Origin of the sequence: Micromonospora sp. DT4, from assembly GCF_049841675.1 — a bacterium.
In the GTDB taxonomy this organism is placed as follows: Bacteria; Actinomycetota; Actinomycetes; order Mycobacteriales; family Micromonosporaceae; genus Micromonospora.
Map to the genome: position 1 here is coordinate 1 of NZ_JBNCKT010000087.1, position 24,644 is coordinate 24,644.

Below are 24,644 nucleotides of genomic sequence, written 5' to 3' on the forward strand. Positions count from 1 at the left end.
TGAAATCCTTGTTCCGCAAGCCCGAAGTCCGCTACGCCGCCTCCTGACCATCAACTATTTGCCTTACGGGTCAATAGCTGACGGGTTCGGGACGGAAGATCCCTACCGCTGACGCGGATGCACCCCAGGAACATGGTTCCCCGGTTCGCCCTGTCGGGCGATTAGGCGGCGGCCGCCACCGGCGCCGGGAGGGCGCCGCCGGGTGGTGGCCGGGACAGATCCTACCGGTGCTGATGGGGTCTGCGCAGTCGTTGCGACGGAAGGTGCGTGCATCGTCACGGAGATAGCAGTGGAACGGTCAAGGCCCCGCACGATCACCACTCGACGGAGCCGCAGACGCCCGGGGCGGCCCCGGGCTCGATCTGCAACGTGGCGTGCTCGATGCGGAAGTCGTCCCGCAGGGCGGTACGCGCCGCGGTGAGCACCGCGCCGACCTCCGCGCCGGGCGCCATGGTCAGGTGCGCGGAGGCCACCTCCATGCCGGAGGTGAGCGTCCAGACGTGCAGGTCGTGCACCTCGACCACGCCGGGCACCGCGGCCAGTCGGTCGTGCACGGCGGTGACCTGGAGATGCTCCGGGGCGGCCTGCACCAGGATGCGGACGGCGGCGCGCCCCAGCCGCCAGGTGCGCGGCAGGATGAACACCCCGATGGCGACCGCGACCAGCGGATCGGCCCACCACCAGTCGGTGACCGCGATGAGCAGGGCCGCGCCGATCACGCCGAGCGAGCCGAGCAGGTCGCCCAGTACCTCCAGATAGGCGCCCTGCAGGTTGATGCTCTCCCGCGCGCCGGTGCGCAGCAGCGCGAACGCGATCACGTTCGCGAGCAGGCCGAGGACGGCCACCGCGAGCATCGGGCCGCTCAGCACCTCGTGCGGGTTCCCGAACCGGCCGATTGCCTCGATCACCACGTAGACCGCGACGCCGGAGAGCAGGACGGCGTTGGCCAGGGCGGCGAGCACTTCGAGGCGGTAGAGCCCGAACGTGCGCTGCGGATCGCCGGTGGCCCGTCGGGTGGCGGTGATCGCGGCGAGCGCCATCCCGATGCCGAGCACGTCGGTGAACATGTGCCCGGCGTCGGAGAGCAGGGCCAGTGAGCCGGTGTGGAAGGCGGCGACGGCCTCGACCACCATCAGGGCGGTGAGCAGTCCGAAGGCCGCCCAGAGCCGTCCCCGATGCTGGTGGGCGGCGTTGGCGATCGACCCGTGGTGGTGGTCATGACCTGCTCCCACGAAACCCACCCTCCGATGCCGCCTGGGACCGGGTCAAATGTATGCTCACATCGCTATGTGTGCAAGTGTACGGGCGGGCCCGCCCACGGACACCACCAACGCGACAGTCAGCCGGTCGGGTCGATGGTGGTGAGCCGCTGGGTGGCACGCGAGAGCGCCACGTAGAGCGTGCGCACGCCGGAGCCCGGATCGGCCCGGATCTCGCTCGGGGCGACCAGTACGACTCCGTCGTACTCCATGCCCTTGGCCTCCAGGCTGGTCACCACCTGGAGCCGCGTCGTGGCGAGCGCGCCGAGCCAACCGACGACCTCGTCACGGCGGGTGACCGGCGTGATCACGCCGACCGTGCCGTCGACCTCCGCCAGCAGGCCGGTGGCCGCCTCCACGACCGCGGCCTCGATCCCGGCGGCCGGCACCACCAGCTCGACCGGGTCGATCCCGGTGGAGCGGACGGCGGTCGGCAGGGACAGGTCCGGATAGAGCCGGCGGATCTCCGCCGCCGCCACGGCGAAGATCTCCGCCGAGTTGCGGTAGTTGGTGGTGAGCGTGAAGTCGTGCCGCGTGCGCCGGCCCAGCGCCTGGTCGCGGGCCCGGGTCAGCTCCTCGGGGTCGCCGGTCCACGCGGTCTGCGCCGGATCGCCCACCACCGTCCACGAGGCCAGCCGCCCACGCCGGCCGATCATCCGCCACTGCATCGGCGAGACGTCCTGCGCCTCGTCGACCACGACGTGCGCGTACTCGCGGTAGTCCTCCGGCCGTTCCCGGGCCGCCGCCCGCGCGGCCCGCTGCCGGTCGGCGGCGGTGCTCAGCTCCCGGACGCCGCCCGCGAGCTGGAACGGATCGCGCCGGGCCCGCGCCGGCTTCACCGGCTTGCCGAGCAGCGCGTCCAGCTCGTCGAGCAGCGCCACGTCCGCGATGGTCAGGCCCGCGGTGTCCAGACTCTGGTACGCCGTGCTCAGCAGCCGGATCTCCGCACCGGAGAGGATCCCGCCGGCGTACCGGCGCAGCCGGTCCGGTCGGGCCAGCCAGCCGAGAACGTGCCGGGGGTGCAGACGTGGCCACCACGCCTTGAGGAACTCCCGGAACTCCGGCCGCTCGGCGATCTCGTCCTCGAAGGCCCGCTGCTCCGGCAGCCCGCCGATGTTCACCCGACGTGCCTGCGCCCACAGCGCGGCGAAGACGCCGTCGAAGCCGGCGCGGCGGACCTCGTTGCGCCGGGCGCCGCGGTGCAGCGCGCGGTCACGGATCGCCTCCAGCTCCCTGCGGTCCAGCCGCAGCAGCCCTCCCCGGTAGAGCAGCCGCAGCTCGCCCGGCGCCCCCGGCGCCGCGTCGCGGGCCGCCCGCTCCAGGACCCGGCGCATCCGCAGCGAGCCCTTCACCGCCGCCACCTCGGGCGGATCGGTGCGGGTGGCCGTCATCCCCGGAAAGAGGGTGCCCAGCGAGTGCAGGGTCGCCGTGTCCTCACCGAGCGACGGCAGCACCGAGGCGATGTACTCGACGAAGACGGTCGACGGCCCGACCACCAGGATGCCGCCACCGGCGTACCGGCTGCGGTCGGAATAGAGCAGGAAGGCCGCCCGGTGCAGGGCGACCGCCGTCTTGCCGGTGCCCGGGCCGCCCGCGACGATCGTCACACCGGAGCCGGGCGACCGGATCGCCTCGTCCTGCTCCCGCTGGATGGTCGCCACGATGTCGCGCATGCCCCGGCCGGTGGCCCGGGAGAGGGTGGCCAGCAGCGCGCCGTCACCCACCACCGTCATCCCCTCTTCGGCGGCTTCCGGGTCCAGCAGGTCGTCCTCGATCCGGGTGACCCGCTCACGCTGCGACTGGATGGTGCGGCGCCGCACGACGCCCAGCGGCTGCGCGGGGGTGGCCTGGTAGAACGCGGAGGCGGCCGGCGCCCGCCAGTCGACGACGAGCGTGGTGGCATCCTCGTCGCGGATGCCGAGCCGCCCGACGTGCAGCACCTGCCGGTCGCGCAGGTCCAGGCGGCCGAAGACCAGCCCCTCGTGCTCGGCGTCCAGGGTGTGCCGCCGCTGCGCCGCGTGGAAGACCATCGCGTCGCGCTCGACCAGCGCGCCGAACGTGCCCACCCGCGCCATCCGATAGCCGTCCCGCTCGGCGCGCACCGCCGACTGCCGCAGCTCGGCCAGTCGGGCGTACACCCGGTCGAGGTGCCGTTGCTCGACGGCGATCTCCTGCTCCAGGGCGGTCTGGTCGGTCAACGCACGCTCCTTAGATGTTGCCGGCAAGCGGCGCGAACCGCGCGGGCCAACCGCAGAAGGGTACGGCCCCCGCCCCGGCCCGCCGCGCCCGAGGTGCGCGGACGTGCTCAGCGACCCGCCGTGACGGCCCTCGCGTCGTGCCCGTGCGGCGACGGCGTGGCCCTCGCGTCGTGCCCGTGCGGCGACGGCGTGGCCCTCGCGTCGTGCCCGTGCCCGTGCGGCGACGGCGCGGCCACCACCCGGCCCAGGACCCCGGTCAGCGCGGCGTTCACCTCGGCCGGGCGCTCCAACATCAGCATGTGGCCGGCGCCCGGGCAGACGGTCAGCTCGGTGGCCGGCAGGGCGGCGGCGATCGACTCGGCGCACGGCGGTGGGGTCAGCCGGTCCCGGTCACCCACCAGGGCGGCGGCCGGCAGGTGGCCGAGGGCGGTGAGCGTGTCCAGCCGGTGCTGGGCGCCGATCGAGGCCCGGAAACCGCCGATCGACCGCAGCGAGGCGCGAGCCACCGCCGAGGTCACCAACCGGAGGTCGGACGGATCGCAGCGGTCGCCGAAGAGTATCCACCGGATGCTCGGTCGCAGCGCGTTCAACAGCGCCCGGGGCGCACGCCACGAGCCGCACCGCGCCAGTACGCCGGCGCCGGTCGTCTCGGCGAGCCGAATCAGCCGGGCGATGCGCGGCGAGAGCCCGTACACGGTGTGCGTATGCCCCTCGGCGGTGGTGGAGACGAAGACCAGGCCCGCCGTACGGGCGGCGAAGTGCGTCCGGTGGCGGTGCGCGTACTCCATGATCGTCATGCCGCCCATCGAGTGCCCGACCAGGACCACTCGACCGCTCGGCGCGACCGCGTCGAGCACGGCGGCCAGGTCGTCGCCGAGCTGGGCCAGGGTGGCCGTGGGCAGCGGCATGCAGCTGGACCGGCCGTGGCCCCGCGCGTCGTAGGTGACCACGCGCACCGCGTGGCCGAACGACGACGTGAGTGCGTCGAGCTGCCGGTGCCAGCTCCGCCCGTCCAGCGTCCAGCCGTGCAGCAGGACGGCCGTGACCGGGGCATCCGCCGGCCCGGTGGTCTCGACGTGCAGCCGTACGCCGTCGGGCATACCGACCTCGAACCGCTCCGGCATCGCTACCTCCGAGGGCCGCCCGGGCATCACCAGCACCGGGATACCCGGCGGTAACACCGGCTACCCGCCATGACACCACGCCAATCGCGCCGGAGCGAACATTCCCGACGCCACCCGCGGCCGTCGGCGGCGCGCCAAGCTGAACGGCATGAGGGTGGCGGGGCACGGACGGCAGGCCGGCGGTACGCCCCGCGCCGCGCTCGCCGAACTGCTCACCGGCAACCGGCGGTTCGTCAGCGGCCAACCCGTGCACGGCCACGACGTCACCGCCGCGGCCGCGGCCGCCGCCTCCGGCGACCAGCAGCCGTACGCGGTGGTCCTCGGCTGCATCGACTCGCGCGTGCCGTTGGAAGCGATCTTCGACCAGACCTTCGGCGCGATCTGCGTGATCCGCACCGGTGGGCACGTGCTCGACCGCGCGGTGTGCGGCTCCATCGAGTACGTGGTCGGCCAGTTGGGCGTACCGCTGGTGCTGGTGCTCGGCCACGAGCGCTGCGGAGCGGTGGGCGCCGCGGTGGACGCGCTGCGTACGGGGGAGCGGCCCGGCGGCTCGCTGGCCCACCTGGTCGACGAGATCGCCCCGGCGGTCACCGAGGTGGGGCTCGACGATCCGGCGGTGCATCCCCTGTCGATCCGCCGGCACGTCCGGCGTACGGTCCACACGCTGCGAGAGGACGACCTGCTGGCCGGGCCGGTGGCCGCCGGCCGGGTGGCCGTGGTCGGCGGCCTCTACGACCTGAGCACCGGCGAGGTCGCCCTGCTCGACCCGGCCTAGAGCCCGGACGCGAAACCGCCCGCCGGGAACTCCCGGCGGGCGGTTTGCTGGTGCTGTGGTGGGGGAGGGGCTCAGCCCTCGAAGACGCCGGCCGCGACCAGACGCTTCTCGGTGGCCTCCCAGCCGTCGTTCGGGTGAACGCTGGCCAGGTTGTTGATCTCCGCCCGGATCTTGGCGGCGTGGCCGGCGGCGGCCAGCGCCCGGATCTCCTCGACGAAGGCGTCGGAGTCGGTGCGCAGGTGCGCGGTCTTGCCGTTGGTCAGGTTGCGCACGTAGGCGTGCTTGCCGCCGTTGAGCGGGATGAGGTACTTGAACTCGCCCAGCACGCTGAGGGCGCCACCCTGGCCAGCCTGGCCGGCCCGGACGGACGCGCGCGCGGTCTTAGAGGTGTTGCTCGCCACGGAGGTACTCCTTGCAAGACGTACGGGAGGACTGGACGTCCGGGGGCTGTGTGCGGGTGACACTGGGTCGGCCCGCAGAGGTGTAACGCGGCAGAAGCCGCCGATGGAACTGTACAGGACCACGACATCAGGCTGGTCGTCGCGGTGTCCTGAGAGGCAACGGAGACCACCCGTCCGGCTATTCCGGGAGGCGTTTTTTCCGATTCCCTGGCGCACCATCCGTCACAGGAGTCATCATGTGTTGCAGCAACCACTCGGGTGGATGAGGTCGTAGGGGAAGACGCACCTCGCTCTCCGGGAGGTCACCGTGCCAACGCGTGGCGTCGTATACGTCCACTCGACCCCGCTCGCCGTGTGCTCGCACGTCGAGTGGGCGATCGCGCGCGTCCTAGCCGCGCCGGTCAACCTGCAGTGGACGGCTCAGCCCGTCGACCCCGGCGCCCGCCGGGCCGAGTGCGGGTGGACCGGCCGTCCGGGGACAGGCGCCGAGCTGGCTGCTGCCCTCCGGCAGTGGCCCATGATCCGTTTCGAGGTCACCGAGGAGCCGAGTCCCGGCGCCGACGGTGAGCGCTTCATGTACGTGCCCGCTCGAGGTCTGTTCCGGGCCACCGTCGGCGCGGCCGGTGACATCCAGCTCGGCGAGGACCGGCTACGGGCCCTGATGGCCTCCGCCCGCGCCCCGGAGGCGTTGTCGCACGCCCTCGACAAGGCGCTCGGCACGGCGTGGGACGCTGACCTGGAGCCCTACCGGTACGCCGGTGACGGCGCGCCGGTGACGTTGCTCACGCGGGTCGGCTGACGTTCGCCATCGCCCGCTGGCCAGACGCTCTCGGGCGCTGCGGCCGGTAGGGTCAAGTTGCCCCGATACGGGGGAACTGGTGGGATGGGCGGCGTGCCGATTCGCCCGCGACACGCCGGTGTCGCCGTCGCCGCCCTGACCGCCCTGCTCGTCTCCGGCTGCTCGGGTACCCCGGACCCCGACCCGACGCCCGGCCCGACCGGCGTGTCGGCGGCCCCGAGCGCCCCCGCCTCGCCCCCCACCGACGACCCGGCCGCCCGGGCCGCCGCGCTGGTCGCGACGCTCTCCGACGAGGACCTGGCCGGGCAGGTGCTGATGCCGTACGCGTACGGCGACTCGGCCACGAAGGTCTCGACCGGCTCGGCGGCCGGCAACCAGGCGCTCGCCGGCGTCGACACCCCCGCGGAGATGATCGCCAAGTACCGCCTCGGCGGGCTGATCCTGGTCGGCTTCAGCGCTGACGACCCGACCAAGGGCAACCAGGAGACCACGAACGTCGACAACCCCAAGCAGGTCCACGAGCTGACCACTGGGCTGCGCGGCGCCGCCGGACGGCTGGCCACCGGCCCGGCGCCCTTCCTGATCGGCACCGACCAGGAGTACGGCGTCGTCACCCGCGTCACCGACGGGGTCACCATCCTGCCCAGCGCCCTCGCCGCAGGCGCGGCTGGCGACCCGAAGCTGACCGAGGCCGCCTGGCGGGCCGCCGGCGCCGAGCTCGCCGCCATGGGCATCAACATCGACTTCGCCCCGGTGGCCGACGTGCTGGCCACCCGCAGCACGGTGATCGGCTCGCGGTCGTTCGGCGCCGACCCGAAGATCGCCGCCGCGCAGGTGGGCGGCGCGGTCCGGGGCTTGCAGGCCAGCGGCGTCGCGGCGACCCTGAAGCACTTCCCGGGGCACGGCCACAGCGCGGACGACTCGCACAAGGACCTGCCGGTGCTCACCCAGTCCGCGGCGGCGTTGCAGAGCGGCGCGTGGCCGCCGTTCAGCGCCGGGTTCGACGCCGGCGCGATGGCCGTGATGTCCGGCCACCTCGACGCGCGGGCCATCGACCCGGGCACCCCGGCGACCTTCTCGCACAAGCTGCTCACCGACGTGCTGCGCGGTCAGCTCGGCTTCAAGGGCGTGGTGATCACCGACGGGATGAACATGCCGCCGGCGAAGCGGTGGGCGCCCGGCGAAGCCGCCGTCCGGGCGTTGAACGCCGGCAACGACCTGATCCTCATGACCCCGAACGTCGGCCAGGCGTACGACGGGCTGCTCGCCGCCCTGCGCGACGGGTCGCTGCCCCGGGCCCGGCTCGTCGACGCGGTCACCCGGGTGCTGACCATGAAGTTCCGGCTGGCGGCGGCCCCCACCGAGCCGATGTCCACCCTCAACACCCCGGCGCACCGGGCGGCGGCGGACGCGCTGGCCGCCGGAGCGGTCACCGTGCTGCGCGGGGCCTGCGGCGGCGCCGTACGCGGGCCCGTCACCGTCACCTCCTCCGGTGGGCGGGACGGCACCCGGGCCGCGCTCACCGCCGCGCTGACCGCGGCCGGTGTGACCGTGAAGCCGAGCGGCGGGACGGTGGTGCACCTGGTCGGCTACGGAGACGGGGAGAAGGACCTGAGCGCCGACGCGAAGGTCACCGTCGCCATGGACACCCCGTACGTGCTGGCCAAGGCCACCTCGCCGACGCTGCTGGCGACGTACTCCTCCAGCCGGGCGTCGATGACCGCGCTCGCCGCCGTGCTGGCCGGCAAGGCCCGACCGGGCGGCCGGTCACCGGTGGCCGTGCCCGGCCTGCCCGCCACCACCTGCAAGAGCTGACGCACTGGCTGTGAAGGCGGGGCGTCCGCGCGTACCGGTGATGACCTGATTCGTCAGCGTGTGCGGCAACGAGCGCACCGCCCGGCAGCACCCCCGCAATCGGGGCTGAGCATACGAAAAGGCCCCCTTGCGGTGAGGGGGCCCTTTCGGATAACCCGCGGATCGGCCGTCTCACGGCCTCCGTCTCACGGCCGCGCGAAGACCAGAGCCACGTTGTGGCCGCCGAAGCCGAACGCGTTGTTCAGCGCGGCGGGGATCTCCATGTGGCGTGCCTTGTGCGCGGCGACCTCCAGGCTGAGCCCGGGCTCCGGGTCGTCCAGGTTGATCGTCGGAGGCACCACGCTGTCGCGGATGGCCAGGATCGTGGCGATCGACTCCAACGCGCCGGCCGCGCCGAGCAGGTGACCGGTCATCGACTTCGTCGCGGCCAGCACCGGGTGGTCGCCGAGCGCCTTGTGCAGCGCGCCGATCTCCAGCATGTCGCCGACCGGAGTCGACGTGGCGTGCGCGTTGACGTGCACGATGTCCCGCTTCGCGATGTCCGCGTCCGCGATCGCCCGGGCGATGGCCCGGATGGCGCCCTCACCCTCGGCGTGCGGCTGCACGATGTCGTACGCGTCGGAGGTGATGCCGGCGCCGGCGAGGCGCGCGTACACCCGAGCGCCCCGTGCCGCGGCGTGGTCGGCCCGCTCCAGCACCACGATGCCCGCGCCCTCACCGAGGACGAAGCCGTCGCGGCCGGTGTCCCACGGGCGGGAGGCCCGTTCCGGCTCGTCGTTGCGGGTCGACATGGCCCGCATCGAGCTGAAGCCGGCGATCGGTAGCGGGTGGATGACCGCCTCGGTGCCGCCGGCCACCACCACGTCGGCCCGGCCGGCGCGGATGATGTCCAGGCCGAGCGCGATCGCCTCCGCGCCGGTCGCGCAGGCGCTGGCTACCGTGTGCACGCCGGCCTTGGCGCCCAGCTCCAACCCGACCCAGGCGGCCGGACCGTTGGGCATCAGCATCGGGATCGTGTGCGGGGACACCCGCCGCGGTCCGGACGCCTCCAGGATGTCGTCCTGGGCGAGCAGGGTGGTGGCGCCGCCGATGCCGGACCCGACGCTGACGGCCAGCCGCTCCCCGTCGAGGCCGGAGTCCGCCAGACCGGCGTCCGCCCAGGCCTGCTGCGCCGCGATGAGCGCGATCGCCTCCGAGCGGTCCAGCCGGCGCAGCTTCACCCGGTCCAGCACCTCGGACGGCTCCACGGCCAGCTGGGCGGCGATCCGCACCGGCAGTTGCGCGGCCCACTCCTGGGTGAGGGCACTCACCCCGGAGCGGCCGGCGAGCATGGCGTCCCAGGTCGACGCGACGTCCCCGCCAAGCGGGGTCGTCGCGCCGAGCCCGGTGACGACGACGTCAGGACGACTCATGATCAGGACTGCGCCTCGATGAAGCTGACGGCGTCCCCGACGGTCTTGAGGTTCTGCACCTCGTTGTCCGGGATCTTGACGCCGAACTTCTCCTCGGCGGCCACCACGACCTCCACCATGGAGAGCGAGTCGACATCGAGGTCGTCGGTGAAGGACTTCCCCTCGGCCACGTCGTCCGGGTTCACCCCGGCAACCTCTTCGAGGATCTCGGCGAGGCCGGTGGTGATCTCGTCACGGGTCATTGCGGTTGGTTCCTCTCATAGGGGGTTCTCCGGCGGCCGGCCTCGCCGACCGCCGCTCCTGGAGCGCGTACGCGCCCGAGGGGGCTTCAGGGGCAGCGGACGACCTGACCGGCGTAGGTCAGGCCACCGCCGAAGCCGAACAGCAGGACCGGGGCGCCCGAGGGCACCTCCCGCCGCTCGACGAGCTTCGACAGGGCCAGGGGCACGCTCGCCGCCGAGGTGTTGCCGGACTCGACGATGTCCTTCGCGATGATCGCGTTGGGGATGTTGAGCCGCTTGGCGATGCCGTCGATGATCCGGGTGTTGGCCTGGTGCGGCACGAACGCGGCCAGCTCCGACGGGTCCACCCCGGCCCGCTCGCACGCCTGGAGCGCGAGCGGCGCCAGCGCGGTGGTGGCCCAGCGGAACACCGACTGACCCTCCTGCTGGATGTACGGGCGCCAGCCCTCGATGCGTACCGCGTCGCTCTTCTCCGGCGCCGAGCCCCAGACGACCGGGCCGATGCCGGCGGGCTCGTCGTCGGCGGTGGCGGTGACCACCGCGGCGCCGGCGCCGTCGCCGAAGATGATGCAGGTGGAGCGGTCGGTCCAGTCGGTTAAGTCGGACAGCTTCTCGGCGCCGATCACGATCGCGTTGCGCGACGCGCCGGCCCGGATGGCGTGGTCGACGGTGCCCAGGGCGTACGCGAAGCCCGAGCAGGCGGTGTTCACGTCGAACGCGCCCGGCGCGGCGATGCCCAGCTTGCCGGCGACCCGGCAGGCCACGTTGGGGCTCCGGTCGATCGAGGAGCAGGTGGCGACCACGACCAGGTCGATGTCGGCGGCGCTGAGCCCGGAGTTGGCCAGGGCCTTGCCGGCGGCCGCGGCGGCCATGTCGGCCACCGTCTCGCTGTCGGCGATCCGTCGGGTCGCGATGCCCACCCGGTCGCGGATCCACTCGTCGTTGGTGTCCACGAGCTGGGCGATGTCGTCGTTGGTCACCACCCGGGAGGGCTGGTAGTGCCCCATCGAAACGATGCGACTGCCGGTCATGAGTGTCCTCCGATGGGGGCGAGCGGTTGGCCCGCAGTGCCGTGGCGGGCGATCAGGTCCCGTGCGGCCGGCAGGTCGTCCGGGGTGTTCAGGGTGACGATCTCCGGCGCGCCCTCGCCCCTGAGCTCCCGCTTGACCAGACCGGCGAGGGTGCCGGCCGGCGGCAGCTCGATCACGCCGGTCACTCCCTGCTCGGCCAGGGCGCGCATGCACAGGTCCCAGCGCACCGGCGCGGTGACCTGGCGGACCAGTCGTCGCACCAGCTCGTGCCCGTCGGTGACGGCGGTGCCGTCGAGGTTCGACAGCAGGATGCGGGCCGGGTCGACGGGGGCGATCCCGGCGGCGACGGTCGCCAGCGCGGTCTCGGCCGGAGCCATGTACGGGGTGTGGAAGGCGCCGGCCACCTGGAGTCGGATGACGCGGGTCCTCGCCGGGAGCGCGGCGGCGAACGCGTCCAGCCCCTCCAGTGCGCCGGCGGCGACGATCTGGCCCGCGCCGTTGCGGTTGGCCGGGTGCAGTCCGTTGGCGTCGATCGCGGCCAGCACCTCGTCCGGGTCACCGCCGAGCACGGCCGCCATCCCGGTCGGCTCCAACGCGCACGCGGCGGCCATCTCCCGGCCACGGATCCCGGCGAGGGTGATCGCGGCCTCGGCCGACAGCACCCCGGCGACCGCCGCGGCTCCCAGCTCGCCGACGCTGTGCCCGGCGGTGAGCGCCACGTCGTCCAGCGGCAGGTGCTCGGCGGCGAGCAGCGCCGCCGCGACGAGCAGTGGCTGGGTACGGGCGGTGTCCTTGATCTCGTCGGCGTCGGCGTCGGTGCCCAGGTGCACCAGATCCACGCCGGCCAGCGCCGACCACCAGCGCAGTCGCGCCTCGGTGCCGGTCAGGTCGAGCCAGGGAGTGAGAAAGCCGGGCTTCTGCGAACCCTGGCCGGGACTAAGTACGGCGAGCACGCCTATGACTCTCCCGGATACGCGTGGGTAGCGCTGTGCCGGGGCCGACCAAACCGCACTAGAACCTTTGGAGGTTTCTTACAAAGATCGGCGGGGATCATCACCGGTTTGGGCGGATTTCCGGACGGCCGGGGTCAATGTCTGGGTCGGGACGGACGAGGTCATCGGGACCACCGGATCCAGCCGACCGACGGTCAACGCCACCTGAAGGGCGAACGCGTCCCGGGGCGACAGCGGCGAAAAACCGGTCACCTCGGCGATGCGGCGCAACCGGTACCGCACCGTGTTGGGGTGGACGAACAGCGCCCGCGCCGCGCTCTCCAGCGTGCCACCGGCGGCCAGGAAGGCGTCCAGAGTCTCCAACAGCTCGCCACCGGCACGTACCAGCGTCGCGTACACGTCGTGGCGCAGCCGGCGGCGGGCCTCCGCGTCGCCCGCGAGGGCCCGTTCCGGCAACAGGTCGGCCGCCGCCACCGGCCGGGGGGCGCTCGGCCACGCCGGCGCCGCCCGGAAACCGGACAGCGCGGACCGCGCCGACTCCGTCGCCTCGTCCAGACTGGGTACGGCCGGCCCGACCACCACCGGGCCGTCACCGAACGCGTCCAGCAGCTTGCCGGTGGCGCTCAACGGGTCCGCCGCGCCACCCAGCACGATCACCAACCGGTCGCCGTGCACCCCGCCGATCACCTCGACACCGATCCGCCGCGCCAGCCGGTACACCACGTGCAGCACGGCGGAGACCTCCCCACCGGGGGAGTGCCCGACCGCCACCGCGACCGGGGGCGCGTCCGCCCAGCCCAGCGCGGCGGCCCGGCTCGCCAGCACGTCCGGCGAGTCACCCCGCAGCAACGCGTCGACCAGCAGGGCCTGCAACCGGGCGTCCCACGCGCCGCGCGACTCGGCGGCCCGCGCGTACACCCGAGCGGCGGCGAAGGCGATCTCCCGGGAGAAGCGCAGCACCGCCTCGCGCAGCAACTGCTCCTCGCCCTCGGCGGCGAGCTGCGACACCTGCTCCTCGACGACGTCGATGGTCACCTTGATCAGTGCCACGGTCTGCTGAAGGGTGATCGACCGGGCCAGCGCCTGCGGCGCCGCGTCGAACACGTCGTCGGAGACCTCCTGCGTGCTGTCCGCCGTGCCGCCGCCGTCGCGCAGCCACTGCACCAGCGACCGGGCGCCGGCCTGAGCCACCAGCATCACCCAGGAGCGCTGGTCGGCCGGCAGGGCACGGAACCACGGCAGCGTCTCGTCCATCCGGGCCACGCTGGCAGTGGCCAGCGCTCCAGCCGAACGCTCGATCCGGCGCAGCGTGGCCGCCAGCTCCCCACCCTCGGCCGTGCTCACCGCTCTAGCCTGACATGCCGTGAGCAGGCCACCCACGCCGGCACCGGTCAGCGGCCCCGGAACGCGCCGGACTCAGGGCTGCGGCGGCGCGGGCAGGCCCAGCTCCTGGGCCAGGATCGCGGCCTGCACCCGGCTGCGCAGGTCCAGCTTCGCCAGGATCCGGCTCACGTGGGTCTTGGTGGTGCTCTCCGCCAGCACCAGCCGGTCGGCGATCTGCTGGTTGGACAGGCCGCGCCCGAGGCAGGCCAGCACGTCGCGTTCGCGCGGCGCTTCGCCCACCGGTTCGCCGGTGGTCCGCCGCCCGTTCGGCCTCCCCGCGACGGTCGGGCCCGTGCCCGTCACGAGTGGCGGGAGTGGGCCAAGCCACTCCTCGGCTGGGCCGTCGCGTGCGGTCTGCTCGGCGCGGCGATCCTCTGGGTGAACGATGCGGAACGAACCCGTGAACTGGGCAACTGGATCCGCAGCCTGACCACCGTGATCCTCATCTGGCTGGTCGCCTTCCCGGTCTGGGAGACCCTGTTCCCTCGCCGCCCGAAGCGCTGACCCCGGGGTACGCCGTGCACACCCCGTCGGTCCCGGCCAGTACGGTGACAGGGCACGTACGGGGGAAGCACCTGCGCGTGAGTGCGAGCGTGAGGAGACCGGGGATGGCGCACGGGGAGGCCGAGCACGGCTGCGCCCAGGGCGAGCCCTGCCGGCTGGGGCACCACGACCCGCAGGTGGCCGGCAAGCCTCGCCGGGCGGTCGGCCCGGCGGCGGCGCACCCGACGGAGGCGCCGACCGGGCGACCGGACGAGGAGATCCCGCGCCAGCGGGCCGGCGAACTGGCCGCCCTGGGTGAGCCGGAGTCCGCCGTCGTCGCCGGTTGCCTCAGTGAACTGCCCGGCTGGGCGGGTGCCCATCGACACGGTCCGGTACGGCCACGCCAGCGGGCCACCCCACGGGAGCGCCCGCCGCGCCGTTGGTGCTGACCCCACGGGGGCCCGGCGCTATCGTCCGCTGACCGCGTCCGGGCCTTCCGATGGCCGCGTCAACGGGTCCGGCGGCGGATCAGCAGGGCGATCCCGGCGAGGCCGACCGTGATGGTCAGCATCACCCCGACGTTGAGCAGCAGCAGCCGCTGCAACTCGCCGAGCGCCTCGTCGATGTCCCGGACCGGGTCCATGGTGTCTTCCGGCAGTACCCGTTCGCCGCCGCCCACACCGCCGCTGACCGTGTCGAACTGCCGCTCCAGCGGCAGCCCGGCGGTGCGCAGCGTCTCGGACATGTTGAGTCGACCGAGGAACCAGCCGGCGTTCGTCTTGCGGCCGTCCGGCTGCTTGGCCGGGCGGTAGACACGCGGGCCGCCGGCCGCCTTCGGGTAGAGGTCGTAGCTCTGCTTCGGGGTCTCCCCGGCCAGCACCACGACCGTGTACTTCGGACCCAGGTCGGCGCCCTTGGGCCCGGTCGGCATGCCGATACGACCGAAGAAGTTGACCTGGTCGATGACCGCGAGGACGTGCGCGGGCTGGGTGTCGGACCGTAGCCGCAGCGGCTCGGTGAGCCCTTCGCCGGTGATGTCCACACCGGCCGGCGCCGGTTCGGGCGCCGCGCTGGCCGGGCCGGTGGCGCCGAGCGTCAGCAGTGCCGCCGCCAGCGTGGCCGCCAGCACGGCGACCCGGCGCCTCATCTGTCGGACCATCTCGCCTCCTCGCCCCGTTCGATGGATGGCTTCGCCGTGACGTCCGGGTCGGTCGGCCGGTGACGGCACCGACCGGGTCGGTCCCACTCTCACAGACTCCGCAGAACGTCGATGGATTGCAGCTTGTGGAACAGTATTTGGAACTATCTGCGATCTCTGCTCGACTAATGAGGAGCTGTTTGATCAGCGGGCGGATCGTACCCTTACGGAGGGGTTCATGGGGGGCAGGGTTACACGAATGGCACGCGTCGTGCCAGTGGTGCTCGGCGTGGCGTTCGGTGTGTCGTTGCTGGCTCCGGCGACACCGGCCGCCGCGCACAACTCGCTGACCGGCAGCGATCCGCGCGACGGCGCCCGGGTGGCCACCGCGCCCGCCCGGATCGAGCTTCGTTTCCTGGCCAAGCCGTCACCCACTATGACGAAGGTCACAATAACCGGACCGGACAATGTGGTCGCCGGAGGGGGGCCCACCTTCGACGGCACCCGGGTACGTGTGCCGTTCACGCCCGGCGCGGCGGGGCTCTACATCGTCGGTTACCAGCTCCCGTCGAGCGACGGCCACCCGATCAAGGGCGAGGTGCGGTTCACCCTCACCACCGGCACGGCCGCCGACCCGTCCGCCAGCCCCTCGGCCGCCGGCACCAGTCCGTCCGCCAGCCCCTCGGCGGCCCCGGCCGGCTCGCCCTCGGCAACGGCGTCCGCCGCCGGGCCCGTCTCGCGGTCGCCTGGCAGTGCGTCCGCCGTGGCGGCCGCCGAGGAGCGATCCGACTCCAACGGCAACGGGTGGCTCTGGGCGCTAGGCGCCCTGGCACTACTGGTCGCCCTGGCCGGTGCCCTGCTGCTCCGCCGCCGCAGAAGCGACACCGCCTAGTCGGTCGATCGGCACCACTGCTGCGGCATTCCGCCCGCTACGGACGCGGCCCCGCCCAGCCGGGGGCGATCATGAAGTTGTGGTGGGGGACGAAGTCTCCGTAAAGGTGCCCAACTCGGCACCACAAGTCCATGATCGACGGGGCGGGGGGCAGCTGCGGCAGCCCGGGGCGCAGTGGGGTTTAGGGGAGGCGGAGGCGGGCGGCGCGCATTCGGGTCAGGGTGTGCTCGCGGCCGAGCACCTCCAGCGACTCGAACAGCGGCAGGCCCACGGTGCGGCCGGTGACCGCGACGCGGACCGGCGCCTGCGTCTTGCCGAGCTTGAGGCCGCGCTCGGCGCCGACCGCCTCCAGCGTCGACTTCAGCGACTCGGCGTCCCAGGAATCGAGCGCCTCGAAAGCCGCCACGGCAGCGTCCAGCAGCTCGCCCGAGCTGTCCTTCATCGTCTTGGTCCAGGCGGCCTCGTCGATCATCGGCGAGGCCAGGAAGAGGAAGTCGACGTTCGGCACGATCTCGCTGAGCACCGCGATCCGGGTCTGGGCCAGCGGCGCCACGGCGGCGAAGGCGTCCGCGTCGAACTCCTCCGGCTGCCACGGCGGCGGGGCGATCGTCCCGGTGCCGATCAGCCACGGCTGGCACGCGTCGATGAACTCGGCGACGGGCAGCGCGCGGATGTACTCGCCGTTGAAGGCGCGCAGCTTCTTCTCGTCGAAGAACGCGGGGGAGGGGTTGACCTCCGCCAGCCGGAACTCGTCCTCGATGACCGACCAGGGCACGATCTCCCGGTCGCCGGAGGGCGCCCAGCCGAGCAGCATGAGGTAGTTGCGCATCGCGCCCGCGAGGTAGCCCTCGTCGCGGTACGCCTCCAGGGCGACCTTGTCGCGGCGCTTGGAGAGCTTCTGCCGCTTCTCGTTGACCACCACGGGCACGTGCGCCCAGACCGGCGGCTTGACGCCGAGCGCGTCCCAGAGCAACTGCTGCTTGGGGGTGTTGGGCAGGTGCTCCTCGGCACGGATCACGTGGGTGATGCCCATGGTCATGTCGTCCACGACGTTGGCGAGCAGGAACACCGGCGAGCCGTCGCCACGGGCGATGACGAAGTCCTCGATGAGCTTGTTCTCGAAGGTGGGCTCGCCGCGGATCAGGTCGACGACCACCGTGGTGCCCTCGTCCGGCGTACGGAAGCGCAGCGCGTGCCCTGGCCCCGGGCCGAGGTCGAGGTCGCGGTGGTAGCCGTCGTAGCCCTGGTACTGCGAGCCGGTGCGTGCCTGTACGTCCTCGCGGGTGCAGTCGCAGTAGTAGGCGCGGCCCGACTCGTAGAGCCGGGTGGCGGCGGTGCGGTGCTCGCCGGCGTTCGCGGACTGGAAGTGGGGCCCCTCGTAGCTGCCCCGGGAGATGCCGATCCAGTCCAGCGCGGAGAGGATGCCCTCGGTCCACTCGGGCTTGTTGCGGGCCGCGTCGGTGTCCTCGATGCGCAGCACGAACACCCCGCCCTGCTGCTTGGCGTAGATCCAGTTCTGCAGCGCCGAGCGGGCGCCGCCGACGTGGAACATACCGGTCGGGGAGGGGGCGAAGCGCACACGTACCGTCACGTCCTCCAGCCTACGGCGGCGCGCGAGCGCTTTCGGCCACGGCCCCCCGACTCAGGCGACTGAGCGGATCTTGACCACCAGGGCGCTGCCCACCACGGTGACTGCGGCGGTGACCGCGTACAGCGTCGGGTAGCCGCCCAGGTGGACGACGAGCGGCGCGGAGAGCGCCGGCCCGAGCACCTGCGGCGCCGAGTTGGCGATGTTGATCACGCCGAGGTCCTTGGCCCGGTCGGTGGCCCGGGGCAGCACCTGGGTGATCAACGCGGCGTCCACCGAGAGGTAGACGCCGTAGCCCGCGCCGAGCAGCAGCGCGGCGACGATCGCCATCGGCCAGACCGGCGCGACGGCGAGCAGGAGCGCCGCCACCGCCATGATCAGGCCGGAGACGATCACGTAGACCTTGCGTCGCCCGGAGCGGTCCGACAGTCGGCCGGCGACCACGGAGGTCAGTATCATGCCGAGCGTGTAGAGCAGGATCAGCACCAGCAGGCCGCCCTCGGGGTCGGGGTAGCGGACCCCGTCGGTGAGGAAGTACAGCAGGTAGAGGGTGCCCAGCGCGTTGCCGAGCTGGACCAGGAACCGGGTGATCCACGCCCAGGCGAAGTCCGGGTGCCGGCGCGGGCTGATCCACATCGAGGTGAGCAGCGTCCGGACGCGCAGTGCCGGGCGGTGCGCGCGGGGCAGCGGGTCGTCGGGGGTGAGCAGCGCGAACGGCAGCGACAGCAGCAGGATCGCCACCGCGATTGCCAGGTAGCCGGCGGCGTTGCCGGTGACCACGGCGGTGACCAGCACCGCGCCGAGGACCAGCCCGAGCGCCTGCGGGATGCCCACCCAGCCCGAGACGCCGCCGCGCTGCGTCACCGGCACCCGGTCCGGGATGGCGGCGGTGAGGCTGGCCAGCATCGCGTTGAAGCACACCTGGGCGGCGACCCATCCGACCGCGACCCCCAGGATGGTGTGCTGCTGGGCCAGCAGCACCAGCGCCGCCGCGCCGAGCACCGCGCCACCGGCGGTCCAGACGTGCCGTCGACCGAACTCCCGGCCTCCGATCCGCAGGCAGGTCCGGTCGGACAGCGCGCCCGCGAGCGGGTTGGCCAGTACCGCCGCCAACGCGCCCAGGCCGGTGACCACGGCCAGCATGGTCTCCTTGTGGTCGGACGCGATCCGCTCGATCTGCTGCGGCAGCAGCACCTGGATCGGGGTGAAGAACGCCATCCACACGCCCAGGTTGGCCGCGAAGACCAGACCGATCCAGCCGCGTCGTACCGGCACGGTGGGCTCGGCGAGCGCCGCCGGCAGCGACGCCGACGTCGGGTCGAGGGTGGTCACCGCGCCGACCCCGGCGCGCTGCCCGCGATCACGTCCCGCAGCCAGGTGTACGACGACTTCGGCGTACGCCGCTGGGTGGCGTAGTCGACGTGCACCAGCCCGAAGCGCTTGGTGAACCCCGCGGCCCACTCCCAGTTGTCCAGCAGCGACCAGACGAAGTACCCGCGTACGTCGACCCCGTCGTCGATGGCGGCCCGGACCGCCCGCAGGTGCCCGTCGAGGTACGCGATCCGCTCCGGGTCCGCCACCTGCCCGTGCGCGTCCGGCTCGTCGTCGTACGCGCAGCCGCCCTCGGTGATCTCGATGGGCGGCAGCGCGTCCCCGTACGTGTCACGCAGCCAGCGGAGCAGCTCGTGCAGCCCGTCGGGGGCGACCGGCCAGTCGAAGGCGGTACGCGGGTAGCCGTCCAGCGGCACCAGGTCGAACGGTAGGGGCGAGCCCTCCTCGGCTGCCCGTACCCCCGTGGGGTTGTAGTAGTTGACCCCGAGCACGTCGATGGGCGCCTCGATGGTGTCCAGGTCGCCTGGGCGGACGACGCCCGGGTCGAGGCCGGGCAGGTCCGGGTAGCCGCGCCCGAGCAGCGGGTCGGTGAAGAGGCGGTTGTGCAACGCCTCGTACGCGGCCCCGGCGGCCCGGTCGGCGTCGCTGTCGCCGAGCACCCGCACCGGCGAGTAGTTGTTGGCGATCGCCACCGGGCTGGTGGTGTTGGTGCGCAGCGCGGCGACCGCGAGCCCGTGGCCGAGCAGTTGGTGGTGGGCGACGGGAAACGCGTCGAAGAGCAGCGCCCGGCCGGGGGCGTGTACGCCCATGCCGTAGCCGAGGCTCATGTGGATGAACGGCTCGTTGAGCGTGATCCAGAGCCGGACGCGGTCGCCGAGGCGGGCGGCGGTGCGTTCGGCGTACTCGGCGAAGCGGGCGGCGGTGTCGCGGTGCAGCCAGCCGCCGACGTCCTCCAGGGGTTGCGGCAGGTCCCAGTGGTACAGGGTGGCCACCGGGTCGATGCCGGCGGCCAGCAGGTCGTCGACCAGCCGGTCGTAGAAGTCGAGGCCGGCGGCGTCGGTCGCGCCGCTGCCGTCGGGCTGCACCCGGGGCCAGGCGATCGAGAACCGGTACGCCCCGACGCCCAGACCGGCCAGCAGCGCCACGTCCTCGGCGTGCCGGTGGTAGTGGTCGCAGGCGACCGCGCCGCTGCTGCCGTCGCTGATCCGGCCGGGGGAGAGCGCGAAGGTGTCCCAGATGGACGCGCCGCGTCCGTCTGCCGTGACGGCGCCCTCGATCTGGTGGGCCGACGTGGAGACACCCCAGCGGAAGCCGTCGGGGAACTCGGGCATCGGTGCGGTCGACATGCGCCCTCCCGGTGAACGTGAAACGTGTTCGGGACTCTAGGGCGCTGTCGATGAATGCGCCATAGGCCGGGCTGGCGCAATCCGCAATGGTTGATCGGCGTGTCTTTTTCCGAACCCGTCCCAGTAAGTCCGATTTGGCGCATAGAGTGCCGATATCGTGGGATGTCCTCACTGGAGGAAAGACGGAAATGATCCTCGTGGAACGTAGTGCGCACGTGGCGGCGCCGATGGAAGTGGTCTGGGACGTCGTACAGCGGGCCGAGCAGTTGCCGGCCTGGCTGGCGGGGGTTCGCGCGGCCGAAGTGCTCTCGGGAGAGGGCTTCGGGCGGCGGCAACTGGTCCAGGCGGGGCGCGGTTCGGCGCATGAGGCCGAGGTGATCGCCTATCAGGAGCCGACACTGATCGGCTGGCGGGAGCGGGCCAAGGGTGCCGGTGCTCGTGCGGAGGCGCGCACCGAAATCTACGTCCAGCTCACCGAGGACGAGGAGGAGGGCGGGACGGTCGTGCGGCTCATCGTCGTCCGCTGGCCCGCCGGACCCGTCAAAGCTGCCCTGCTGCGCCTTGGCCTGCGGCGGGTCGGCGCCGACCTGGAGGACTCGCTGGCCCGGCTCACCGACCTGGCCGCCGTCGGCTGACGAGAGCCCATCCTCCCGGCGCCACCCGCGAAGGCGGTGGTCCGGATCCCAGCCAGGGACGCCGGCCCACCGCCGCCCCCGCCCATGTGCGTCGATCATGGACTTGTGGTGCCCGGGACGAGGTGACTTCACCGCTTTGTCCCCCACCACAACTTCATGATCGGCCCAGGTGGGGCGTGGGAAGCCAGAAGGGCCCGGCGCACCGGCGCCGGGCCCTTCCTGGTCGTGCTGGATCAGCTGTCGCCACCGGTCTCGCCCACCGGGGCGGCGTTGACGTCGTCGATCGCGTACTTCTTGGCGGCCTCGGCCGGCACGGTGGCCTCGACCGCGCCGCTGCGGGCGAGCTGACGCAGCGTGGCGACCACGATCGACTCCGCGTCGACGTGGAAGTGCCGGCGCAGCGCGTGCCGGGTGTCCGAGATCCCGAAGCCGTCGGTGCCGAGCGACGTGTAGTCGCCGGGTACCCAGCGGGCGATCAGGTCCGGTACGGCACGCATCCAGTCGCTGACCGCGACCTTCGGCCCGTCCGCGTCGGCCAGCTTTTGCGCGATGTACGGCACCTTGGCCTCGGCGCCAGGGTTGAGCAGGTTGTACTCCTCGGCCTCCACCGCGTCGCGACGCAGCTCGGTCCAGGAGGTCACCGACCAGACGTCGGCGGCCACCCCCCAGTCCTGGGCGAGCAGTTGCTGGGCCCTGAGCGCCCACTGCATGCCGCTGCCGGAGGCGAGCACGTTTGCCTTCGGGCCGTCGACCTGCGGTGCCGGGGAGTAGCGGTAGATGCCCTTGAGCAGGCCCTCCACGTCCACCCCGGCCGGCTCGGCCGGCTGCAGGATCGGCTCGTTGTAGACCGTCAGGTAGTAGAAGACGTTCTCCTGCGCGTCCCCGTACATGCGGTGCAGGCCCTGCTCCATGATGTGCGCGATCTCGAAGGAGAACGCCGGGTCGTACGCGACCACCGCCGGGTTGGTGGCGGCGATCAGCATCGAGTGCCCGTCCTCGTGCTGGAGGCCCTCACCGTTGAGCGTCGTCCGACCCGCGGTCGCGCCGATCAGGAAGCCCCGCGCCATCTGGTCGGCCGCGGCCCACAGCCCGTCGGCGGTCCGCTGGAACCCGAACATCGAGTAGAAGATGTACATCGGGATCATCGGCTCGTCGTGGGTGGCGTACGCCGAGCCCGCAGCCGTGAACGAGGCGACCGAACCCGCCTCGTTGATGCCCTCGTGCAGGATCTGCCCGGAGGTCGACTCCTTGTACGACAGGAACAGTTCCCGGTCGACCGAGGTGTACCGCTGACCGTGCGGCGAGTAGATCTTCGCGGTCGGGAAGATCGAGTCGAGACCGAACGTGCGCGCCTCGTCCGGGATGATCGGCACCCAGCGCTTGCCGAACTCCTTGTCCTTCATGATCTCCTTGAGCAGGCGGACGAAGGCCATCGTGGTGGCCACCTTCTGCTTGCCCGAGCCGCGCTTGACGTCGGCGAACCGCTCCGGACCGGGGATGGTCAGCCGCTTGGTGCTGGTCCGCCGAGACGGCAGGTACCCGCCGAGCTGCTCGCGGCGCTCCTTCAGGTACGCCAACTCCTCGGACTTCTCGCCCGGGTGGTAGTACGGCGGCAGGTAGGGGTTGTCCTCCAGCGCCTTGTCCGGGATGTCCAGGTAGAGGCGGTCGCGGAAGGTCTTCAGGTCCTCCAGCGTCAGCTTCTTCATCTGGTGGGTCGCGTTACGGCCCTCGAAGTGCGAGCCGAGCGTCCAGCCCTTGATCGTCTTCGCCAGGATGACCGTCGGCTGACCGGTGTGCTCGGTGGCCGCCTTGTAGGCCGCGTAGAGCTTGCGGTAGTCGTGCCCACCCCGCTTGAGGTTCCAGATCTCGTCGTCGCTCAGCGGCTCGACCATCTTGCGGGTGCGGGCGTCCCGGCCGAAGAAGTGCTCCCGCACGTACGCGCCGGACTCCGCCTTGTACGTCTGGTAGTCACCGTCGGTCGTGGTGTTCATGAGGTTCACCAGCGCGCCGTCGGTGTCCGCGGCGAGCAGCGGGTCCCACTCGCGGCCCCAGACCACCTTGATGACGTTCCAGCCGGCGCCCCGGAAGAACGCCTCCAGCTCCTGCATGACCTTGCCGTTGCCCCGGACCGGCCCGTCCAGCCGCTGGAGGTTGCAGTTGATCACGAAGGTGAGGTTGTCCAGCTCCTCGCGGGCGGCCACGCCGATCGCGCCCAGCGTCTCCGGCTCGTCCATCTCGCCGTCGCCGAGGAACGCCCATACGTGCTGCTGCGAGGTGTCCTTGATGCCGCGGTGCTGCAGGTATCGGTTGAACCGGGCCTGGTAGATCGCGTTCAGGCCGCCGAGACCCATCGAGACGGTGGGGAACTCCCAGAAGTCCGGCATCAGCCGCGAATGCGGGTACGACGGGAGGCCGCCGCCCGGATGCGACAACTCCTGGCGGAACCCGTCGAGCTCGTGCTCGCTGAGCCGCCCCTCCAGGAACGCCCGCGCGTACATGCCGGGCGAGGCGTGGCCCTGGTAGAAGATCTGGTCGCCGCCGCCCGGGTGGTTCTTGCCCCGGAAGAAGTGGTTGAAGCCCACCTCGTAGAGCGACGCCGAGCTGGCGAAGGTGGAGATGTGTCCACCGACGCCGATCTCCGGGCGCTGCGCCCGGTGCACCAGCATCGCGGCGTTCCACCGCACGTACGCCCGGATGCGCCGCTCGACGTGCTCGTCGCCCGGGAACCACGGTTCGCGTTCCGGAGTGATGGTGTTGATGTAGTCGGTGGTGGTCAGGGGCGGAACCCCGACCTGGCGCTCACGGGCCCGCTCCAGCAGGCGCAGCATGACGTAGCGGGCGCGTTTTGCTCCCCGCTCGTCGATGACACCGTCAAGCGACTCGACCCATTCGCTTGTCTCTTCAGGGTCGATGTCCGGAAGCTGGCTCGGTAGGCCGTCGCTGATCACCGGGCGCTTGCGTTCCGTAGCCACAGGCGTTCCCTCGGTTGTGTGTGGGATAGGTCTCTAGCGCCATCCTGCCCCCTGGTGGCACCCGTCGTCACCTCTAGGTCCCCCGGACGCGATCCTGAACACAGGTACCCGTCGGTAACTTAGTGCTACGGCCGTTCCAAGCGGCCTGCTTGCCCGGGTTCGCTACGGTGCCGAAAATGAACGGATGCCGGGTGGTGACCGGCGGCATGCTCCTCGCGGTCGGCGCGCTCCTCGCGCTCCTCGCGGTCGGCGCGGTCGGCGCGCTCGGCGCGCTCGGCGCGCGCCTCTCCGCGCCGGTCCTCCTGGCCGGCGACACCGCCGCGCTGCCGATCACGGTTCTCGGCGCCGGAGCGATTGCGTTCGGCGCGGTCCAGGTACGCGGCGGGCTGCGGGCGGCGACGCCCCACCGGGGGCCTCGGCGCGTGCCCGGTCCGCGCCAGAGGCCCGCCGACACCGGCATCCCCCTTATGTACTACGGCGACTCGGGCGGCGGGGACCGGTCCGACGGCGGCGGGGACCGGTCCGACGGCGGCGGTGACTCCGGCGGTGGTGGCCTCTTCGGCGGTGGTGGCTTCTTCGGCGGTGGTGGCTTCTTCGGCGGTGACTCCGGCGGTGGTGGCTCTTTCGGCGGCGGCGACTCCGGGGGCGGCTTCTCCGGGGGCGGTGGGGACTCCGGGGGCGGTGGCGGCGGCTCCTGACCGCAGGTTGCGGCAGAATGCGACGTATGCGCAGTGACGTGATCACCGTCCTGACCGGGTCGAGGCCGACCGTCCGGGACATCGCCGCCGAGGCTCAGAGACTGTCGGGTAACTGGGTGGGGGCGGAACGTCACGCCGAGACACGTCGATGGAAGGTCCTCGACAAAT

The 24,644-nt window shown here is 72.4% G+C and carries 21 protein-coding genes, 2 pseudogenes and 1 riboswitch; of the genes and pseudogenes, 8 read left to right on the top strand and 15 right to left on the bottom strand.

Annotated features, from left to right (window positions below; all coding sequences use genetic code 11):
* Nucleotides 1-44: 44 nt before the first annotated feature.
* A riboswitch (cyclic di-AMP (ydaO/yuaA leader) is annotated at nt 45-178 on the bottom strand.
* A 136-nt stretch (nt 179-314) separates the two neighbouring features.
* The 3 genes and pseudogenes from ACLQ24_RS21585 to ACLQ24_RS21595 all read right to left on the bottom strand — a co-directional run.
* Nucleotides 315-1,232 carry a cation diffusion facilitator family transporter gene (locus ACLQ24_RS21585; RefSeq protein ID WP_425893521.1) on the bottom strand — a complete coding sequence of 306 codons (918 nt, stop codon included), beginning with the start codon at nt 1,230-1,232 and terminating at the stop codon, nt 315-317.
* A 107-nt stretch (nt 1,233-1,339) separates the two neighbouring features.
* The gene (locus ACLQ24_RS21590) at nt 1,340-3,457 is read right to left on the bottom strand and encodes a HelD family protein (protein ID WP_425893522.1); all 2,118 of its coding nucleotides are present in this window, start codon (nt 3,455-3,457) and stop codon (nt 1,340-1,342) included.
* 218 nt (nt 3,458-3,675) lie between these two features.
* Nucleotides 3,676-4,581: pseudogene (locus ACLQ24_RS21595) on the bottom strand (alpha/beta fold hydrolase); the annotation flags it as partial.
* A gap of 148 nt (nt 4,582-4,729) precedes the next feature.
* Between ACLQ24_RS21595 and ACLQ24_RS21600 the strand changes: the two are divergent.
* Complete coding sequence (locus tag ACLQ24_RS21600; RefSeq protein ID WP_425893523.1) at nt 4,730-5,356, top strand: carbonic anhydrase; 627 nt, start codon at nt 4,730-4,732, stop codon at nt 5,354-5,356.
* 71 nt (nt 5,357-5,427) lie between these two features.
* On the opposite strand, the gene ACLQ24_RS21605 is transcribed toward ACLQ24_RS21600, so the two are convergent.
* Nucleotides 5,428-5,757, bottom strand: coding sequence for a hypothetical protein (locus tag ACLQ24_RS21605; protein WP_425893524.1), 330 nt, complete (start codon nt 5,755-5,757; stop codon nt 5,428-5,430).
* A gap of 307 nt (nt 5,758-6,064) precedes the next feature.
* Here ACLQ24_RS21605 and ACLQ24_RS21610 point away from each other — a divergent pair, with 307 nt between their 5' ends.
* Both ACLQ24_RS21610 and ACLQ24_RS21615 read left to right on the top strand, forming a co-directional pair.
* Nucleotides 6,065-6,556 (top strand): DUF3145 domain-containing protein, encoded by a 492-nt coding sequence (locus ACLQ24_RS21610; protein ID WP_007463525.1) that lies wholly within the window; start codon nt 6,065-6,067, stop codon nt 6,554-6,556.
* Nucleotides 6,557-6,640: 84 nt separating this feature from the next.
* On the top strand, nt 6,641-8,371 hold the full coding sequence (locus tag ACLQ24_RS21615; protein ID WP_425893525.1) for a glycoside hydrolase family 3 protein: 1,731 nt from the start codon (nt 6,641-6,643) through the stop codon (nt 8,369-8,371).
* A 185-nt stretch (nt 8,372-8,556) separates the two neighbouring features.
* On the opposite strand, the gene fabF is transcribed toward ACLQ24_RS21615, so the two are convergent.
* From fabF to ACLQ24_RS21645, 6 genes are all read right to left on the bottom strand, one after another.
* Complete coding sequence (gene fabF, locus ACLQ24_RS21620) at nt 8,557-9,783, bottom strand: beta-ketoacyl-ACP synthase II (RefSeq protein ID WP_425893526.1); 1,227 nt, start codon at nt 9,781-9,783, stop codon at nt 8,557-8,559.
* 2 nt (nt 9,784-9,785) lie between these two features.
* A complete protein-coding gene (locus tag ACLQ24_RS21625; protein WP_007463517.1) occupies nt 9,786-10,025 on the bottom strand; it encodes an acyl carrier protein in 240 nt (79 codons plus the stop codon).
* A gap of 86 nt (nt 10,026-10,111) precedes the next feature.
* Nucleotides 10,112-11,056, bottom strand: coding sequence for a beta-ketoacyl-ACP synthase III (locus ACLQ24_RS21630; RefSeq protein ID WP_425893527.1), 945 nt, complete (start codon nt 11,054-11,056; stop codon nt 10,112-10,114).
* The gene (locus ACLQ24_RS21635; protein ID WP_425893528.1) at nt 11,053-12,009 is read right to left on the bottom strand and encodes an ACP S-malonyltransferase; all 957 of its coding nucleotides are present in this window, start codon (nt 12,007-12,009) and stop codon (nt 11,053-11,055) included. Before ACLQ24_RS21635 ends, ACLQ24_RS21630 begins: the two co-directional genes overlap by 4 nt.
* 78 nt (nt 12,010-12,087) lie before the next feature.
* Nucleotides 12,088-13,389 carry a PucR family transcriptional regulator gene (locus ACLQ24_RS21640; protein ID WP_425893529.1) on the bottom strand — a complete coding sequence of 434 codons (1,302 nt, stop codon included), beginning with the start codon at nt 13,387-13,389 and terminating at the stop codon, nt 12,088-12,090.
* Between the two features lie 36 nt (nt 13,390-13,425).
* Nucleotides 13,426-13,695 (bottom strand): response regulator transcription factor, encoded by a 270-nt coding sequence (locus tag ACLQ24_RS21645; protein ID WP_425893530.1) that lies wholly within the window; start codon nt 13,693-13,695, stop codon nt 13,426-13,428.
* Between ACLQ24_RS21645 and ACLQ24_RS21650 the strand changes: the two are divergent.
* Nucleotides 13,576-13,896, top strand: a pseudogene (locus ACLQ24_RS21650) (hypothetical protein); the annotation flags it as partial. The gene ACLQ24_RS21645 and the pseudogene ACLQ24_RS21650 overlap by 120 nt on opposite strands.
* A 104-nt stretch (nt 13,897-14,000) precedes the next feature.
* On the top strand, nt 14,001-14,324 hold the full coding sequence (locus ACLQ24_RS21655) for a hypothetical protein (RefSeq protein WP_425893531.1): 324 nt from the start codon (nt 14,001-14,003) through the stop codon (nt 14,322-14,324).
* 59 nt (nt 14,325-14,383) lie between these two features.
* Here the strand turns inward: ACLQ24_RS21655 and ACLQ24_RS21660 are convergent, their stop codons facing one another.
* The gene (locus ACLQ24_RS21660; RefSeq protein WP_425893532.1) at nt 14,384-15,034 is read right to left on the bottom strand and encodes a hypothetical protein; all 651 of its coding nucleotides are present in this window, start codon (nt 15,032-15,034) and stop codon (nt 14,384-14,386) included.
* Nucleotides 15,035-15,272: 238 nt separating this feature from the next.
* Here ACLQ24_RS21660 and ACLQ24_RS21665 point away from each other — a divergent pair, with 238 nt between their 5' ends.
* Nucleotides 15,273-15,905 (top strand): copper resistance CopC family protein, encoded by a 633-nt coding sequence (locus ACLQ24_RS21665; RefSeq protein WP_425893533.1) that lies wholly within the window; start codon nt 15,273-15,275, stop codon nt 15,903-15,905.
* A gap of 181 nt (nt 15,906-16,086) precedes the next feature.
* On the opposite strand, the gene gltX is transcribed toward ACLQ24_RS21665, so the two are convergent.
* From gltX to ACLQ24_RS21680, 3 genes are read right to left on the bottom strand one after another with little or no spacing between them, the layout of a single operon-like run.
* Nucleotides 16,087-17,496: a glutamate--tRNA ligase gene (gene gltX, locus ACLQ24_RS21670; protein WP_425893534.1), complete on the bottom strand. Its 1,410-nt coding sequence runs from the start codon at nt 17,494-17,496 to the stop codon at nt 16,087-16,089.
* Nucleotides 17,497-17,547: 51 nt separating this feature from the next.
* Nucleotides 17,548-18,825, bottom strand: coding sequence for an MFS transporter (locus tag ACLQ24_RS21675; RefSeq protein ID WP_425893535.1), 1,278 nt, complete (start codon nt 18,823-18,825; stop codon nt 17,548-17,550).
* Complete coding sequence (locus ACLQ24_RS21680) at nt 18,822-20,171, bottom strand: GH1 family beta-glucosidase (protein WP_425893536.1); 1,350 nt, start codon at nt 20,169-20,171, stop codon at nt 18,822-18,824. The genes ACLQ24_RS21675 and ACLQ24_RS21680 overlap by 4 nt, the downstream gene beginning before the upstream one ends.
* Before the next feature lie 188 nt (nt 20,172-20,359).
* Between ACLQ24_RS21680 and ACLQ24_RS21685 the strand changes: the two genes are divergently transcribed.
* Nucleotides 20,360-20,806, top strand: a complete 447-nt coding sequence (locus ACLQ24_RS21685; RefSeq protein ID WP_425893537.1) for an SRPBCC family protein — start codon at nt 20,360-20,362, stop codon at nt 20,804-20,806.
* A 233-nt stretch (nt 20,807-21,039) separates the two neighbouring features.
* Here ACLQ24_RS21685 and aceE read toward each other — a convergent pair whose 3' ends face one another.
* Nucleotides 21,040-23,778: a pyruvate dehydrogenase (acetyl-transferring), homodimeric type gene (aceE, locus tag ACLQ24_RS21690; protein WP_425893538.1), complete on the bottom strand. Its 2,739-nt coding sequence runs from the start codon at nt 23,776-23,778 to the stop codon at nt 21,040-21,042.
* Nucleotides 23,779-23,954: 176 nt separating this feature from the next.
* Here aceE and ACLQ24_RS21695 point away from each other — a divergent pair, with 176 nt between their 5' ends.
* Nucleotides 23,955-24,476: a hypothetical protein gene (locus ACLQ24_RS21695; protein WP_425893539.1), complete on the top strand. Its 522-nt coding sequence runs from the start codon at nt 23,955-23,957 to the stop codon at nt 24,474-24,476.
* Nucleotides 24,477-24,644: the final 168 nt, after the last annotated feature.